Below are 14864 nucleotides of genomic sequence, written 5' to 3'. Positions count from 1 at the left end.
TCGACGCGAGCAGCAGGCGGGCGTCAGGGGCGGCGCTTCCGGTGGCAGGGGCACCCGCACCGCAGCTCTTCCACCGGCTTCTCCCATGCCGGGCCTCGCGGAAGCCGCACGGTGCGATTTCCGGGGCACTCGCCGCACTCGCCGATCCGGCAGGCCGGCGACCTTGTCTCGGCGGTCACTGGGGTTCCGGCCCGCGGTGCGGCCACGGGGTGCGGCTGTACGCGTGGTAGTGCTCGCCGCGGTGTCCGGGCTCGAGGGTGCAGCGGGTCTCGGTGCCGGGCCGGCGTATCCAGCAGTAGCCGGGAATCACGGTCCGGTCCGGGGTGGTGTACGGCGCGGCCTGGCTCATGACGCACGCTCCGCGGGGTCGACCACGACGTACAGGATCGTGTCGCCGCGCTCGTCGGCGCAGGCCCGGTGGGCGTAGACGGCGAAGCCGGAGCCGCCGGACTCTGATCCGTGGACGCGGATGCAGACGTCCGCCCCGGGCTGGGTGCAGTGGGCACAGTCCCGGCCTCTGCGTGGCTCTGCCCCTGCTGCTGCGTGGTCCGTAGAATCCGGCATGTCGATGCTCCGTCGTAGCGTCGTCCAAGCCCGGGGCCGGTGACACGGCCGCCGGGGTTTTCTGTGCTCGCAGCGTAGGCCACTTGTCACGTGTTGTCAGGTGACGTCACCCGATGGGAAGCATTGTCGCAGGTCACCTACGTTCGAGATATGACCGTCGATCTCGAAGGGCCGGAGCCGCTGTACGAGCAGATCGCTGCGGTGATCGCTGCCCGGATCGAGGACGGGACGTATCCGCCGCGCCGTCGGGTGCCTTCTGAGGCGGACATCTGCGCCGAGTTCAAGGTGTCCCGGCCGACAGCGCGTGCTGCCGTCCGACTGCTGGCCGAGCGCGGCCTCGTCGTCACGGTGCGCGGGAAGGGCTCGTTCGTCGCGGAGAAGCCTGGGGGCTGACCCGCCGGGGCTTAGAGGCGGGGGCCGGCCCATCCGTACAGCGGTCGCGGTGAGAGGCCTGCGGCTGCGGTGAGGTGGTCTGTGCAGGCGTCGTCGGCTACGGCGGGCTGGCCGCAGGTGTAGCCGTGGGCGAGGACGGGGCGCCCTGCGGGATCGGTGTCCACGGTCCGGCTGGTCAGATAGCGGCAGGTCACGGCTGCTCCTTCCTAGGCAGCCTTCAACCGTAACAGGCCCGGATCCGGTCGAGCTGACATGCCGAAGCCCCGCACGAGGCGGGGCGGGGGCGGGCTGGGTGGTTACGGGTACCAGTGACCGGCGTCGTTGCGGCGGCGGACAATCATCTGGCCGGTCTTGCCGGGAACCGGGTAGGGGTAGGTGACCAGCGCGCCAGCTCGCCACGTTTCGATGACCTCGGCCGGGCCGGGACCGGCGGCGTGCTGAATGGTGATCTCGTCGCCGACCTTGAGCCCGAGGAAGTCCGGGGTTTTGGCCTTGGCTTCATTGCTCCACCACGCGGCGAACGCCTTGGGGTTGCCGCGAGGGGCTTCGGGGAGCGGCTCGAACGAGTTGCCGGGGCGGTAGTCGTAGGCGTAGCGGCCATCCTGGGCGTACTGGGTGAGCGCCGTGGTGGGGCTGTAGAGGTGTCCGCGGTCGAAGGCGGCCGGGACCGACGAGTCAGGAAGACCGGTCGAGTCGTCTACTTGTGTTGCCATTTTCGTCTCCCCTGCTAGCCGCTGGTTTCTGCTGATCCGGGGTGGTTGACCACCTCCATGACTCCAATATGACACAGCCTTGACGGGTGGTCAACCACCCCGGCATGATTGCCTCATGGCGAATCAGCACAAGCACCCAGTGCGCGGACTGCGCGGCATCGACGGCGGACTCTGGGCCGAGTTCGAAGCGGCGACAGGACGCGTCAACAGCGACCGCTCGGCCGAGCTCCGCCACTTCATGGAGTGGTACGTCGGCCGCCCGGACGCAGAGATGCCCAAGCGGCCCGAGTCGGAAGGCGGTCAGTGAGTGGACGGCCGAACCGCCCTGTACCGCTTCTTCGATGAGACGGGCGCCCTGCTCTATGTCGGGATCACGAACGACACCGACGTTCGATGGGCCGTCCACGCGCGAGAGAAGGCGTGGTGGCCTGCCGTACACCGCAGCACGGTCGAATGGAAGGCGACGCGCACCGAAGCCGAGATCGCGGAGGCCGAGGCGATCGGGCGTGAGGCGCCAAGATGGAACGCTATCCGGCCCGACGCCGACGGCAAGATGCTGCACGGCCGAAAGGGCGGCAGGCCAGCCACAGGTCAGACGCGAGTGATGGCGTTCCGACCCAAGCAAGAGCTACGCGACGAGTTCGAGGAGCTGGCCGCAGCCGAGGAGCGCAGCCCGTCAGACGCACTCGTCGAGGCCATGCACGACTGGGTCAAGAAGAAGCGCCGCGAGCAGGCCGCGGAGAACCCTCCAGCCGGCTGACGTCACCCACCCCGCGCCGTAAACTTCACGGCATGCCCCTGACCCCTCCCGGCCTTACCCCAGCGCGGTCTGCTGCGCAGGTTGATGCCGAGATCCGCGCCCTGTGGGTGGACGGTGTGCTGCCTGAGGAGCGGCGCCCGGAGTACGCGCGGCTCGTTGTGGAGTGGGCTGCGGCAGACCGGGCAGAGCGGGCCGGGTGCGGCGGGGCTGAGCTGGCGGCTTAGCTACTCGGCGCCGGGAAGCTTGCAGGTCAGGCGCGGGGGCTAGGGCGTAGCGCGGCGAGGTAGCCACAGCCGAACGCAGCCGCGCCGCCGTAGGTGAGGCTCAGAACGTCACCGCTGAACCCGTGCACACTGTCGGCGAATGTAGCCAGGGCGGCGAGTCCGAACCCGCCGAGGTAGATGGCTGCGATCCGCATCACGGTCTCCTCCTGGTAGCAGCCGACCCCGCCCGGCGCTGTCCGGACGGGGTCGAAGCAACCACCGCGGGTAGCCGTGGATGATGGTCCGATTTTACGGGGCCGCACTGACAACGGGCGGGGTCAGATCAGGCGAAGCGTTGCCGTCGCCGTGAGGATGACGACAGCGGAAGCGGCTGAGAGCAGTACCGCCTGGACGTAAGCCGGATCGCGATACCAGGTGCGGATTGTGCGATAGACGTTCATGGCCCCTCCTTCGTCGGTGCCCTCAGTGTGCCAGCCTTGCCCGCCCCGCCGTAGACTCGAACACATGTCCGATCTGCCGCCTGATCTGCCCCGCCTCCACGCCCTGGAGACCTACCTGCAGATACAGCTCGCCGCAGTCCAGGACGCCATCCGCCACCACGAGCAGCAGACCCGCACCAACACCCCGCCCGAAGTCGAGCCGCCGCCATGGCTCGCCGAATACGGCATCGGCGCCACACGCACCACCGTGCAGATCCACCGCGGGGACTGCGCCATGACCGGGCCGCGCAAGAAAGCCATCAGCGAGCAGGAAGCGCGGCAAGGATGCGTGGAGGTGGGGGCATGCCAGTACTGCCGGCCAGACACCGCGCTCGGGATCGTGGACTGACACGGCCCCCAGATGCGCGTGTCCGCCAGTCGGGTGACCCTAGTAGACGTGCCCTGACCCCCCACACCAGGGAGACCTCATGATCAAGATGCTGCACGAGAAAGGCATGCGCAGCGAACACGCCTACACCGCAGCGTTCATGTCCATCGGCCTGTCCGTCGCCACCTGGGCCCTGTCCCTCAACGCCGAACCAGGCGCCGGCATCGCCCGCGCCGACCGCTGGGGAATCTTCGTCGGCGAATGGGCGCCAACCTTCTTCGGCCTCGGCCTCGCCCTCTCCCACTATGAGCAGCAAGACGGGACCCTCACCGCGAGCGTCCACGACCTCCGCGAACAGCGAGAAAAGCAAGCCATGTAGACACGAACGCCCGCCCCGAGGGCGGGCGTTCCGCTCTCTCTGCACGAGGTGCTGCCGCCAGTAGGGCAGGCGGGTGGTGCACGAGGGCTGACAAGAAGGCCACGTTCCGCTTACGGTGATCGCGCGGCCATCGGCAGTTCGCACTGCCCCTCGAGGGTTGAAGCCTTCGGGCCTCCCGATGGCCGCACCTAAGCCCGGTGGCCGCATCCAAGTTGGAGGGCACATGAGCGACAGCGCCTGGGGCTAGACCCCACAGACAGACGCCCCCGCAGCCGGAAACTGCGGGGGCGTTCGCGCGTCAGGCGGTCGGGCGGAAACGGTCGGTGATGCCAGCGAAGAGCGCTTCGGCCGCGTCGACGTGGGCGGCGTTGCGCTGGATCCTCTCCTCTGGCGAAGCGTCAGAAGGAGCGATCACCTCGCCCCACGGCGAGCCGTACATCTCTTCGACTCCGAGGATCACGGCTGGCGGCCGTTCCCGGTAGGCGACGAATGACGGTGCACTCTGCAAGCCCTCGGCCGTATTGCAGCTGGTGCACAACAGGCCGCGCACGAGCCCGGTTTGGTGGCAATGGTCTACGAGGAGGCGGCCACCGGCAGCGCTGCACATCGCGCAGGCACCGGCCTGCCACCGACGAAGGGCCTGCGTGGCGGACAGATGAGACGGCACCTCCCTCTCGGGGACCAGCCAGACGTGGCAGGACGGGATGCCCTGCCTGTCGAGGAGCTCCGCCTCGGCGAAGGTCGGGCGCCCTTGGGTCGCGTCGCCCAGCCATTCCCCCTCGGCAGCCTGACGGCGCCGAACCTCCTCCAGCGCTTCCGCCGCAGTCATGGTCACAGGCCGATTCCCCTCATCGGATTCTCTTCACGAGCGTCGACGACGCGGATGTACTCCAGGACTTGCGGCGAACCGTCGGCCCATCGGCCTTGAGTCCTGATCGCAGAGAGAGGCGCCTTGTTCTTGTACGCCTCTCCGGCGCCGCCCGCCCGGAAGCCGTGCGCCGTATAGATCAGCCCATCGTCAGGGAGGACGCGCGACGCGCGACGCTGCACCATCTCGTTGATCGCGTCGCCGGACACCGAGTCGCGGGTGACCTGGTCCCATTGATTGATGGCGCGCAGCAGCCGCCCATCAGTGATACCGCGTTCCGCGAGGGCTGCCTTGTAGGCGCGCATGACGCGGACGGGGTCGGTCTCCCTGTGTACGCCACGGGGCACGATGACCTCGACGCCTTCTCCCTCCTGGTCGGTCTTGCTGGAGCGGATGAGGATCGTCAGGTCGCCTTCCTCGTCTTCCCGCACGTCCTCCAGGTAGAGCCCGGCGAGTTCGGAACGTCGGGCCATCATGGTGAACCCGAGGATGAAGATCACTCGATCGCGCAGGCCGGCGAGCGTGGCTGGGTCGCAGTCGGCGACGAGAAGCCGGAGCTTGGCAAGGTTGATGGCGGGTGCTTTGCGCTTCCGTGTACCCGACTCCGAGCGATCCTTCTTGTATCCCTTGAGGACACGCAGGGCCGGGGCGGTCTCGGGCTGATCGCGATGTCCGGCCGCTTTGTGGGCCGCCCGGATGACTGCGATGGCCTGCTCAATGCTGGAGGGTGCAGGCGTGCGGCCGGTGCGCGCGGACGGCGTGGTGGTGAGGTGGCGGACGTACTGCGCGAGCGTCTTGGGTGTCGCGGGCAGCGGCACCCTGCCTTCTCCCGCACACCAGTTGGCGAAGGTCTCCCACTGGCGGCCGTAGGCGCGGCGGGTGTTGTCGGGGATGGAGTCTTCGATGGCTTGTCGGGCGTCATCGGAGAGTTCGTGATCCCGTTCGGTGTGGACGATGCTTGACGGGAGATGCCCGGCGAGCACCGGCAGGCGGTCCACGTCCACGAGTTCGACTTCGATCGGCTCCTCTGAGGTCTCGTTCACCGTCCAATCTTACCGCTGATAAGGAAGGTTATCCGGGGTTAGAGCTTTCTCGAAGGCTCCAAGTAGCGCATAAGCCATAGGACGTTATGCGCTAGTGATGCCTCAGGCGGTGGTCTGGTCGTCGATGATGCCGAGGGTGTCGAGCGCGGTCAGCAGTGACGCGAGGGCAGCGTTGCCGCCGCGGCTGCCGGTGACGGCCTGTCGGGTGACAGGGGTTGCGCCGTGGAAGCCGAGCGTGTTCGCCGCGCCGTCGAGGGTGTGCCGCACAGTGCCGTACAGCGAGTCGGCGAACTCGACCTTCCCGGCGATCTGAATGTTCTGCGCGTCGGCCGACAGGCGCAGGTAGCTCCTCTGGGTGCCGTTGAAGCCGGAGCCGCTCCAGTTGCTGACGATCAGGTCCGTGCCGGTGGCCTCGAGGTCCAGGGACGATCCGTCGACGCGGAAACGGTAGCCCTTGGCGAAGTCGGTGACGGTCAGGTTCCCGCCGTTGACGTTGACGTCGTCGCTGCTGTTGACGCCGCTGAGGAAGGCCGTGCCTTGTTCGATCGCGGCGACGCGGGCCAAGCAGTCGTTGACGAAGCCGTCGAGGCTGACGACGCTTCCACTCAGCGCTGTGACCGTCGTGTTCAGGGTGCCGAGGGCGGTGGTGGTGGCGAACTTACTGTCGGCCCAGGACCGGTCACCGTGCGGGTCGACAGCGGCAGCATGCACGCTCACCTTCGACGTGGCGCCGGCCGCGGTCTCGAGAGCTGCCGTGTCAGTGATGCCGTGGACGTCGGTCGTGTCCGACGCGTGCGCGCTGAGAGCAGCCGATGCGGCCGCCCGGTCGCCGTGCGGATCGGTGGCACCAGAGTGCGCGGTGACCTTGGCCTGCGCGCCGGTGCTGGTCTCGAGGGCGGCGGTGTCCGTAATGCCGTGCACGCTGGTGGAGTCTGCGGCGTGGCTGGCGACGGCTGCATCGGTGTACGCCTCGGCTTGCGCGTTGGATCCGTTTGCGCCGGCGGGGCCTTGGGGGCCGGTCGCTCCCGCAGATCCTTGCGCGCCCGTTGCCCCTGTCGGTCCTGCTGGCCCGGTGACGACGACGTAGGTGCCTGTGGATTCGACGGTGGGTGCGATCGAGGGCAGGGCGACGGTGGCCGCGGATGCGGGGAGGCTGATGTTGTAGGCGCGGCCGGGAGCGTTGGTGAACTCCTCGTCCACGCGGTACGTCCAGCCGGACGGGGTGAAGCCGTCGGCGTCGTTGGCGAGGAGCGTGGCGGTGAAGCCGCCCGACGCGTTGAGGGTGGCGTTGTTGGTGCCGAGGGCGATGACGCCGTGCTCAGCCGAGGTGACGCGGGACACGGAGGGCGTGAAGCGGATCGTGCCGACGGCGTGACTGCCGTCCGGTGCCCGGTAGCCGACCGCTCCGGACGTCAGGGTCACCGTCTGTACGCCAAGCGGGAAGGGCATCAGAGTCTCCTGTATCTAGCGGAGGCGGCTAGTACACCGAGCCCGAGCAGGCCGGGCTTAGCTGGCTGCGGCGCCCCGTCCTTGCGGCAGACGCGGGCGTCGGGGTCGTAGTTGGGGGTCTGCCAGCTGTAGCCGTCTTCGCATGACTGGCCTGCCGGTCCGCGGTCGCCTTGCGGCCCCTGCTCTCCGCGGTCGCCCTGCGGTCCGGGGACTGTGGAGTCTGCACCGGGCTGGCCCTGAGGTCCCTGCGGCCCGGGGACGTTGGAGTCCGCGCCATCGCTGCCGTCTGTCCCAGGCTGGCCGTCGGCGGGTGTCGGCGCTGGTTTCCCGGGCTTTCCAGGGTCGCCGGGGTCGCCCTTGGGGCCAGGCGGTCCGGGGATCGGCACCGGCACCTCCGCCCGAGACGGCAAGTCCTCGACGGCCTGCTCCGGGTCCGGTGCTGCGGGCGTCTTCCCTGCGGCCTGCAACTGGCTCCGAAGCTGCCGGACGTCACTGGCCAGCGTCGACACGGCCTCGCCTCGCAGGTCCGCTTCCGCTGCAAGCTGGGCACGCGCTGACGCCTCGTGGTCAGTCCGCTGCCACATGAGGATGACCACGCCAGCCAACGCCAGCAACGCAGCAACCACCCACAGAAGATGCCGTCGGCGGGCGAACGCCCGCTGGCCACGGGTCACGGCGTGCCTCCGAGCTGTGTCACGAGCAGCTTCAGGCGCGTCGTCTCCGCCTTCTCCGTGGCCAGCTCCAGGCGCAGCGCGGCCAGGTCGGCGCGCATCTCTTTACGCTCCTCCTGTAGCTGGTCTGTGAGGCTGTTGTAGCCGCCGATGACTCCGCCCTCCCGCTGTGCCCTTCCTGCGATCCGGGAGCCGTACATGGCTGCCAGTCCGGCCACGGCGGCGCTACCAAGTACGCCTAGGGCCGTGACCGTGGCGGCATCCATGTGGCGCCCTCCCGGTCGCGCAGGGTGGGCAGACTCAGACGCCCGAGACGGTGCTGGCAGAGTTCCTGTCGCCGACGACCTTGGCGAACAGGCCCTTCAGCAGGGAGCCGACCGCGGCGATCCCGGCGGTGCCGACGGTCTCCCAGAAGGTGACGTTGAACATGGACGCCGGGCCGGCCGCGAGGGCTACGCCGCCAGCGGCCACGAGGAAGGTCCATATGACGCGCTCGGCGAGGTCCTTGCCGTAGGTGGCGGCGGTCTTGGTGATGGTCGTGACGTTCGACATGTCGGGGTCCTTTACTGCGGGTTGGGGTTAGGCGGTGACTGTGAAGCCGTACTTGGCGCCGAGCTTTCCGAGGGTGGTCTTGCCGGGGATGCCGTCGGCGGAGGGGCCGGTGTAGCCGAGACGTCGCTGGTAGGCGGCGTAGGCGGCGATCGTGGTGGTGCCGAACGACCCGTCGCCTGCATAGGTCTTGGCGAGGAGTCCTTCGCGGACGAGGGCGTTCTCGACGAGGTTGACGCCGGCCATGTAGGTGACGTGCCCCTGCTTGGCGCCGGGGTCGGTGCGCGCGGCGCTGATGAGGCGGGACAGGTCGACCTTCGGCTTGGCGGGGACCGGGGTGGGTGCGGGCTTGCCGGGCTTCGTGGCCAACTGGGTTCGGACGTTGGCGCGGAAGACGTCCATGTCGAAGCTGGGGTCGATCTTTCCGGGCTGGACTTCCTTGTGCCCGGCGATCGACTTCTCGGTCCAGCCGTGGAAGCGGCAGTGGGCAGCAGCCCAGAGGACAGCGTCCCTGTACTGGGCGGCCGGGTAGGGGTCTTCGCCGTCGCCGAGGTTCTCGATCTCGAGCCCGTAAAGGACGTCGTTGCCGTCGGCGTTGGCCTGGTCGTCCTTGGGGAGCGGGGAGCGTTCGTCGCGCAGGGCGTTGAGGACGTCGGGGTCGACGAGTCCGGCGTGGTTGGCGCGGCCTTGGCCGATCATCCACAGGCCGTCGGTCTTGCCGAGCCAGTTGTGGCAGAGCGGGCCGGGCAGGGTCGAATGCCCGTTGAAGCAGATCTCTTTGTCGTTGTGCCCGGCGGTGTGGTGGATGAGGACGCCGATCACGGGGCCGAAGACTTTGCCGGTGGCGGCTTCCCGGTTGTGGGTGCGCCAGCCGACGTGCTCGTGAACGGTCAGGCCTTCGGCTATGTAGGCGGTGATTCGCTGCGTGGCGGTCATTGGTGTGGCCATGCGGGTCTCCCTCGAAGGCTCTCTACCTTTGAATCGTAGCCTCAACCCCACCAATCACCTACGAATCACAGGTACATTGTGGGTGGGTTCTTGCTCAGGGACCCGCGGCGGGGCTCGGCTGTGCGGGTCTGTGCCCCGCCGCACCCAACCCGCGCCACCCGCACACCCGCACAGGAGCGCCCTATGAGCAATCTCGTTGACCACGCCCGCCGCGAACTCACCCTGCTCGGCGAAGACCCCTGGATCGTGGACGGCCTGTGCAAGGTCGTCGCCGCGTTCGCAGAGATGGGCCACAGCGGCTCATCTGCCGCCCACGCCACCACGTACCTGGAAAAGCTGCTCCGGTACGAGGCGCTGACCCCGATCACCGACGACCCCGCCGAATGGCAGGACTGTTCCGAGATGAGCGGGTATCCCATCTGGCAGAACGTTCGCGACTCGCGCGCCATGTCGGCCGACGGCGGTAAGACCTACACCCTCGTCGACGAGGAGCCGCAGGACGGCGCCAGTGGCCAGCCTGTGCATGTGAGCAAGCCGAAGGCGGGCTGAGTCGTGACGCCCCTCCAGATAGTCCAGTCGCTGCTGAGCATCGGGTTCGCCGTCGCCGCGTTCATCCTGTGCGCCGAATCCCGCCGCTACCTCATCCGCGCCCAAGCCGCAGCCACCCGCGCCAACGCGGCAGCCGAACGGGCCGAATGGGCAGCCCAGCACGCAGAGGCGGCCATTGAGCAGGGCATCGCCGAGGCGGCGACAGCGCTCCGGACCCAGCGAAGGAGCGCCCCGTGAGCGACTTGGACGCGTTCGGCTGGCAGGCCGACCAGAACGGGTGCGGCTTCTACCGCATCCAACTCCCCATGCAGGGCCTTGCTGGTCTCGGTCACAACGTCGCCCACGCGCAGCGCATGCCGACAGCTGTCCGTGAAAGCCCGGACACGGTCATCGTCGGACAGCGGGTCTGCAATCCCGAACCATCCGTGACCTGGCAGCAGCTGGCCTCAGAGGGCCGCAAGCTCATCTTCGAGATTGACGACGACCTGTGGAACATCGACGCCACCTCCCCCGTGGCGCACACCTTCTTTGCGCGGCCCGACATCCGCGCCAACCTGCAGCGGAACATTGAGGTCGCCGCCGCGGTCACCGTCACCACCGAGCCGCTCGCCGACATCGTCCGACAGTGGAACCCGAACGTGCACATCGTGCCCAACGCCGTCCCCGGCTGGCTCCTTGAGCACCAACCGGCCCGACGGGACGACGGCACCCTGACCATCGGCTGGGGCGGCAGCGCCACGCACAACATGGACTTCGGCGAGGTCTCGGACCAGCTGCGGCAGTTCCTGAAGCGCAACCCGCAGACCGAGTTCCACTGCATCGGCAACGACTACGCCCGCTGGATGCGCATCCCCCAAGACCGAGCCCGGTTCACGCCCTGGGTCCCCGACGTGGAGACGTTTCTCAAGACCATCGACTACCAGGTCGGCATCGCCCCCCTCAGGCCGCATGTCTTCAACCAGTCGAAGTCGGCACTGAAAGCCATCGAGTGCGGGGCGCTCGGCATCCCCATCGTCGCCTCCGCAGTCCGCCCCTACGAGGACTACGTCCAGCACGGCGTCACCGGATACCTCGTGCGCCGCGACCACGAATGGGGCCAGCACCTGCGAGCCCTCGTCAACGACCCCGTCATGCGCGCCGAGATGGGCGCAGCCGGCCGCCAGCAGGCCGCACAGCACACCGTCACCGCCACAGCGCCCCTCTGGGAGAAAGCGATCCTCGGATGACCAAGCGAGTACTCCTGACCGGGGCCAGCGGCTTCGTCGGCGCGCACGTCCTGCGGCACCTCCTAGCCAACACGGACTGGCACATCAGCTGTCCCGTCACGTTCCGGCATCACGGGAACAGCGACCGCATCGCCTCCAGCATCGAAGGGAGGCCCGACTGGGCAGCCCGCGTCGACGTCGTTCTCTGCGACCTGACAGCCCCAATCTCGTCCACGACGCGGCACCGGTTCGGGCCAGTCGACTACATCCTCAACGTGGCGTCCGAGTCGCATGTCGATCGCAGCATCGAGGCGCCCGGGGCGTTCATCGAGAACAACGTGCGGCTCATGACGAACGTCCTCGACTACGCCCGCTACGCCCAGCCCGACGTGATCCTGCAGATGTCGACGGACGAGGTGTACGGCCCGGCGCCAGCGGCTTACGAGCACCGGGAGTGGGATGCGATCCTGCCGTCTAATCCGTACTCGGCAAGCAAGGCCGCGCAGGAAGCTATCGCGTACTCGTACTGGCGGACGTTCGGTCTTCCCGTCGTCATCACCAACACCATGAACATCATCGGCGAGATGGCGGATGTCGAGAAGTTCGTGCCCAAGACGATCCGGGCGCTCCTCGCCGGGGAGCCAGTCACTGTGCACGTCTCCCCTGACGGCACACCCGGGTCCCGGTTCTATCTGCACGCCCGGAACCTTGCCGACGCCTGGCTGTGGCTGCTGAACCACGTCGAGCCGCAGATGTACGGCGAGTTCGACCGGCCGTCACGGTTCCACGTCGTCGGCGAACGCGAAGTCGACAACATCGAGATGGTTCGTCTCCTCGCCAGTTTCATGGGCATCCAGAACCCGCAGCTTGACCTCGTCGATTTCCACTCGAGCCGGCCAGGGCACGACCTCAGATATGCCCTCGACGGGCGGAAGCTCGCAGAGGCTGGCTGGACCGCGCCGCTGCCGCTGGAGGACTCGCTGCGGCGCACTGTGGAGTGGACGCTGCAGCATCCCGAGTGGCTTGGCGTGGAGACGCTGGGGGCCGCGGCATGACTGATCTGACCACCCTCGGCCAGGCTGAGGCTGACCGGTTCGCTGCGGCCGAGCCATTCCCGCACCTCGTCGTCGACGGCCTGTGGCCCAACTCGCTGCTCGCTGCGATCGACGCCGAGTTCCCCGCGGCCAACGATCCGCGCTGGATCACGTACCCGGACGAGAAGGAACGCGGCAAGAAGGCCGGGGACTCCTATATGTGGGGCCCGGCGACGCGCGGCTTCTTCGACGCCGCCCGCGGTGACGAAGCGTGCGCCATGCTCGAGCTTCTCACCGGTATCGGGCCGCTCACTGCGGACGACATCGGCGGCGGCATGCACGAGACGGGCGAGGGCGGCCGGCTCGACATGCACGTGGATTTCAACGTGCACCCGACGCTGCCCCTCGAGCGCCGCCTGAACATGCTGGTGTTCCTGTCCCGGGACTGGGATCCGGCCTGGGGCGGAGTCTTGTACCTGGGCAAGGATCGCGAGGTCGAGGTCGTCCCCGCCTGGAACCGGACGGTGATTTTCGCGACGGGTGAGAGGTCCTGGCACGGGCATCCCGACCCGGTTGTCGGCGAGCACCTGCGCCGCAGCCTGGCCTGCTACTACTACGCCCCGCTGCGACCGGAGACGGCTGAGGCTCACTCCACCGTGTGGAGGTCGCCGTGAGTCGCCCCTACCGGGTCGCCGTCATCCCCACCCGGGACCGGCACCAGATGCTCGCCGACTGCGTGAACTCGATCGTCGACCAGGTCGACCACGTACTCGTCGTCGACAACGGCAGCCAGCCCCCCATTGATACGAGCGCGTGGGGCCGGCGCACCCGCAGGTACGGCGTCGACATGGACCCGCCGAACATCAGCGCCCTGTGGAACATCGGCATCGGCAAGGCGGACGGTGTCGCGTGGATTCACGGGGCCACGGACTGGGACATCGCCGTCCTCAACTCGGATGTCGTCGTACCGCCAGGCTGGGTGGATGCCCTGTCCGGGGCGATGCGTTCGACGACCGCGGTCCTCGCCTACCCGGACCAGTTCGACGGCCGACAGCAGATCCTGCACACGAAGGCGGAGCCCGTCGACCTGCGGCAGCGCATCACGGGGTACGCCTACATGATCCGTGGCGAGGTCGGCCTGAGGCTCGACGAGTCGATGGCCTGGTGGTACTCGGACGACGACCTCGACTGGAGGGCCCGCGAGAACGGCGGCGCACTCCTCGTCCCCGGCATCCCTGTCCAGCACCTGGACCCAAACGGATCCACCAATGCCCGCCCCGAACTTGCCGAGCAGGCGGGCCGGGACCGGGAGACGTTCATCGCCAAGTGGGGACGAGGGCCACACTGATGCACCCCGAAGCGCACGATGCAGTGAGCCGCATGCTGGACCTGTCCGGCGTGGACCGTGGCGCCCCGTGGCGGGTCCTCGACCTAGGCGGGCGGGACATCAACGGCAGTATCCGCGGCCACCTGCACAACGCGGTCTGGACGGGCTGCGACATCGAACCAGGCCCCGGCGTCGACATCGTCCACGATGCGACCCTGCCCTGGCCCAAGGGCGTAGACCGGTACGACCTGGTCGTCTGTACCGAAGTCCTCGAGCATCTGCCGCTGTGGCGGCTTGTCTTGCAGACCGCATCGGAGGCTTTGGAGCCGGGCGGGCCGGAGCTCCTGGTCGTGACCTGCGCCTCCGATGGCCGTCCGGAGCACGGCATGTCCGGCGCCCCGCTGCCTGCATCGGGCGAGTGGTACAGGAACGTGCCGCCCGACCATCTGCGGGAGGCGCTCGAGACCTACTTCGGTGACGTGCACGTCGAGTACCGGGCGAACCCTGGTGACGCTTACGGCTGGGCGCGGGGGGTGCTGTGGTGACCGGGCCGGGAATCACTGTGGTCATTCCGGCTCACCCATTCCGGGTGATCAACGGGATGCTGGACAGGGCGGTCGCTTCGGTGGAGGCACAGCTGCTTCCCGCCGCTGATCTGGTCGTTGTCGTCGACAAGGACGGTGACGGGGCGGCCAGGACCAGGCAGCGCGGCCTCGAGCAGGTCAAGACCGAGTGGGTGGCGTTCCTGGATAGCGACGACTGGTTCTACCCGGGGCACCTGAAGGTCCTGGCGGCCGGGGCCCGAGTCCACCGCGCGCAGTACGTATTCAGCTACTACATGGTCCATCACCGTGACGGGACGCCGTGGCCGGAGAATGATCCGCTCGGGCATTTCGGGAAGCCGTGGAACCCGGCCGCCCCGCATCAGACGACGATCACCACTCTGGTCCGTACCGACATTGCGCAGCGGGTGGGCTTCTCGGATCCGCCGGAGGGCAGCACCGTCGGCGGCCACCGCGGTGGTGAGGACTGGCATTTCACGATCGGCTGCCGTGACGCCGGCGCCCGCATCGTCCACGTCCCTCGCCGCACGTGGGCATGGGTTCACCACGGCCTCAACTCGTCCGGCCTTCCCGGCCGCGGGGATGCCGCTATCCAGATGGGAGCAGCGCATGGCGCAGCAGATCAGCATTGAGGCAGCGCTCGACGGCTACCGTCGGCGAGCCGAGGAGCTGTTCCACGAGAACGTGCTCCTCAAGGCGCGCATGGGTGAGCTGGAGGCCGAGAACGAACGCCTCCAGGCCGACGCCGACGAGCCGGCCGGGGCTAACGCCGCAGGCTGAGCAGGTTCACGGCGGCGATGATTCCGACCTCGATCAGC

The 14864-nt window shown here is 68.3% G+C and carries 26 protein-coding genes; 14 read left to right on the top strand and 12 right to left on the bottom strand.

The features are described from left to right. Window positions 1-175 precede the first annotated feature (175 nt). A complete protein-coding gene (locus ACFWDI_RS28555; RefSeq protein WP_385308140.1) occupies window positions 176-349 on the bottom strand; it encodes a hypothetical protein in 174 nt (57 codons plus the stop codon). Next, window positions 346-564 carry a hypothetical protein gene (locus tag ACFWDI_RS28550; protein ID WP_385308137.1) on the bottom strand — a complete coding sequence of 73 codons (219 nt, stop codon included), beginning with the start codon at window positions 562-564 and terminating at the stop codon, window positions 346-348. Before ACFWDI_RS28550 ends, ACFWDI_RS28555 begins: the two co-directional genes overlap by 4 nt. Before the next feature lie 150 nt (window positions 565-714). Between ACFWDI_RS28550 and ACFWDI_RS28545 the strand changes: the two genes are divergently transcribed. Continuing rightward, the gene (locus ACFWDI_RS28545) at window positions 715-957 is read left to right on the top strand and encodes a GntR family transcriptional regulator (protein WP_385308134.1); all 243 of its coding nucleotides are present in this window, start codon (window positions 715-717) and stop codon (window positions 955-957) included. Window positions 958-968: 11 nt separating this feature from the next. Here ACFWDI_RS28545 and ACFWDI_RS28540 read toward each other — a convergent pair whose 3' ends face one another. Together ACFWDI_RS28540 and ACFWDI_RS28535 are read right to left on the bottom strand one after the other, a co-directional pair. After that, window positions 969-1151, bottom strand: coding sequence for a hypothetical protein (locus tag ACFWDI_RS28540; RefSeq protein WP_385308131.1), 183 nt, complete (start codon window positions 1149-1151; stop codon window positions 969-971). 102 nt (window positions 1152-1253) lie between these two features. Beyond that, complete coding sequence (locus tag ACFWDI_RS28535) at window positions 1254-1670, bottom strand: hypothetical protein (RefSeq protein WP_385308129.1); 417 nt, start codon at window positions 1668-1670, stop codon at window positions 1254-1256. Between the two features lie 115 nt (window positions 1671-1785). Between ACFWDI_RS28535 and ACFWDI_RS28530 the strand changes: the two genes are divergently transcribed. Then, window positions 1786-1977 carry a hypothetical protein gene (locus ACFWDI_RS28530; protein ID WP_385308127.1) on the top strand — a complete coding sequence of 64 codons (192 nt, stop codon included), beginning with the start codon at window positions 1786-1788 and terminating at the stop codon, window positions 1975-1977. Beyond that, window positions 1978-2430, top strand: a complete 453-nt coding sequence (locus ACFWDI_RS28525) for a GIY-YIG nuclease family protein (protein ID WP_385308124.1) — start codon at window positions 1978-1980, stop codon at window positions 2428-2430. It abuts the gene before it with no gap. Between the two features lie 250 nt (window positions 2431-2680). On the opposite strand, the gene ACFWDI_RS28520 is transcribed toward ACFWDI_RS28525, so the two are convergent. Next, a complete protein-coding gene (locus tag ACFWDI_RS28520; protein ID WP_385308121.1) occupies window positions 2681-2848 on the bottom strand; it encodes a hypothetical protein in 168 nt (55 codons plus the stop codon). 123 nt (window positions 2849-2971) lie between these two features. Next, entirely contained in the window at window positions 2972-3094 is a 123-nt protein-coding gene (locus ACFWDI_RS28515) for a hypothetical protein (protein WP_385308117.1), read from the bottom strand. A 64-nt stretch (window positions 3095-3158) separates the two neighbouring features. Between ACFWDI_RS28515 and ACFWDI_RS28510 the strand changes: the two genes are divergently transcribed. Next, window positions 3159-3482: a DUF6233 domain-containing protein gene (locus ACFWDI_RS28510; protein ID WP_385308114.1), complete on the top strand. Its 324-nt coding sequence runs from the start codon at window positions 3159-3161 to the stop codon at window positions 3480-3482. A 79-nt stretch (window positions 3483-3561) separates the two neighbouring features. Then, window positions 3562-3840: a hypothetical protein gene (locus ACFWDI_RS28505; protein WP_385308111.1), complete on the top strand. Its 279-nt coding sequence runs from the start codon at window positions 3562-3564 to the stop codon at window positions 3838-3840. 298 nt (window positions 3841-4138) lie between these two features. Here ACFWDI_RS28505 and ACFWDI_RS28500 read toward each other — a convergent pair whose 3' ends face one another. From ACFWDI_RS28500 to ACFWDI_RS28475, 6 genes are all read right to left on the bottom strand, one after another. Beyond that, window positions 4139-4669, bottom strand: coding sequence for an endonuclease domain-containing protein (locus ACFWDI_RS28500; RefSeq protein WP_385308248.1), 531 nt, complete (start codon window positions 4667-4669; stop codon window positions 4139-4141). Between the two features lie 2 nt (window positions 4670-4671). Then, window positions 4672-5751, bottom strand: a complete 1080-nt coding sequence (locus tag ACFWDI_RS28495) for a hypothetical protein (RefSeq protein WP_385308109.1) — start codon at window positions 5749-5751, stop codon at window positions 4672-4674. A 102-nt stretch (window positions 5752-5853) separates the two neighbouring features. Then, complete coding sequence (locus ACFWDI_RS28490) at window positions 5854-7200, bottom strand: collagen-like protein (RefSeq protein WP_385308106.1); 1347 nt, start codon at window positions 7198-7200, stop codon at window positions 5854-5856. A gap of 670 nt (window positions 7201-7870) precedes the next feature. Further along, window positions 7871-8137 (bottom strand): hypothetical protein, encoded by a 267-nt coding sequence (locus ACFWDI_RS28485; RefSeq protein WP_385308103.1) that lies wholly within the window; start codon window positions 8135-8137, stop codon window positions 7871-7873. 34 nt (window positions 8138-8171) lie between these two features. After that, a complete protein-coding gene (locus ACFWDI_RS28480) occupies window positions 8172-8423 on the bottom strand; it encodes a hypothetical protein (RefSeq protein WP_385308100.1) in 252 nt (83 codons plus the stop codon). A 27-nt stretch (window positions 8424-8450) separates the two neighbouring features. Further along, window positions 8451-9368: an N-acetylmuramoyl-L-alanine amidase gene (locus tag ACFWDI_RS28475; RefSeq protein ID WP_385308097.1), complete on the bottom strand. Its 918-nt coding sequence runs from the start codon at window positions 9366-9368 to the stop codon at window positions 8451-8453. 183 nt (window positions 9369-9551) lie between these two features. On the opposite strand from ACFWDI_RS28475, the gene ACFWDI_RS28470 reads away from it, so the two are divergent. The 9 genes from ACFWDI_RS28470 to ACFWDI_RS28430 are packed head-to-tail and all read left to right on the top strand — an operon-like array spanning window position 9552 to window position 14826. Continuing rightward, on the top strand, window positions 9552-9917 hold the full coding sequence (locus ACFWDI_RS28470; protein ID WP_385308095.1) for a hypothetical protein: 366 nt from the start codon (window positions 9552-9554) through the stop codon (window positions 9915-9917). Between the two features lie 3 nt (window positions 9918-9920). Beyond that, window positions 9921-10154, top strand: a complete 234-nt coding sequence (locus ACFWDI_RS28465; RefSeq protein WP_385308092.1) for a hypothetical protein — start codon at window positions 9921-9923, stop codon at window positions 10152-10154. Continuing rightward, a complete protein-coding gene (locus tag ACFWDI_RS28460) occupies window positions 10151-11143 on the top strand; it encodes a glycosyltransferase (protein ID WP_385308090.1) in 993 nt (330 codons plus the stop codon). Before ACFWDI_RS28465 ends, ACFWDI_RS28460 begins: the two co-directional genes overlap by 4 nt. Beyond that, a complete protein-coding gene (locus tag ACFWDI_RS28455) occupies window positions 11140-12177 on the top strand; it encodes a dTDP-glucose 4,6-dehydratase (RefSeq protein WP_385308087.1) in 1038 nt (345 codons plus the stop codon). Before ACFWDI_RS28460 ends, ACFWDI_RS28455 begins: the two co-directional genes overlap by 4 nt. Then, window positions 12174-12830, top strand: a complete 657-nt coding sequence (locus tag ACFWDI_RS28450; RefSeq protein ID WP_385308084.1) for a 2OG-Fe(II) oxygenase — start codon at window positions 12174-12176, stop codon at window positions 12828-12830. Before ACFWDI_RS28455 ends, ACFWDI_RS28450 begins: the two co-directional genes overlap by 4 nt. Then, window positions 12827-13504: a glycosyltransferase family 2 protein gene (locus ACFWDI_RS28445; RefSeq protein WP_385308081.1), complete on the top strand. Its 678-nt coding sequence runs from the start codon at window positions 12827-12829 to the stop codon at window positions 13502-13504. Before ACFWDI_RS28450 ends, ACFWDI_RS28445 begins: the two co-directional genes overlap by 4 nt. After that, entirely contained in the window at window positions 13504-14028 is a 525-nt protein-coding gene (locus ACFWDI_RS28440) for a class I SAM-dependent methyltransferase (protein WP_385308079.1), read from the top strand. The genes ACFWDI_RS28445 and ACFWDI_RS28440 overlap by 1 nt, the downstream gene beginning before the upstream one ends. Further along, window positions 14025-14678: a glycosyltransferase family 2 protein gene (locus ACFWDI_RS28435; protein WP_385308076.1), complete on the top strand. Its 654-nt coding sequence runs from the start codon at window positions 14025-14027 to the stop codon at window positions 14676-14678. Before ACFWDI_RS28440 ends, ACFWDI_RS28435 begins: the two co-directional genes overlap by 4 nt. Continuing rightward, window positions 14656-14826: a hypothetical protein gene (locus ACFWDI_RS28430; protein ID WP_385308073.1), complete on the top strand. Its 171-nt coding sequence runs from the start codon at window positions 14656-14658 to the stop codon at window positions 14824-14826. Before ACFWDI_RS28435 ends, ACFWDI_RS28430 begins: the two co-directional genes overlap by 23 nt. The last annotated feature ends 38 nt before the right edge of the window (window positions 14827-14864 follow it).

It is taken from the genome of Streptomyces sp. NPDC060064, assembly GCF_042736455.1.
Lineage (GTDB): Bacteria > Actinomycetota > Actinomycetes > Streptomycetales > Streptomycetaceae > Streptomyces.
The sequence above is the reverse complement of the archived record's forward strand: the minus strand, read 5'-3'. Positions and strand labels throughout refer to the sequence as shown.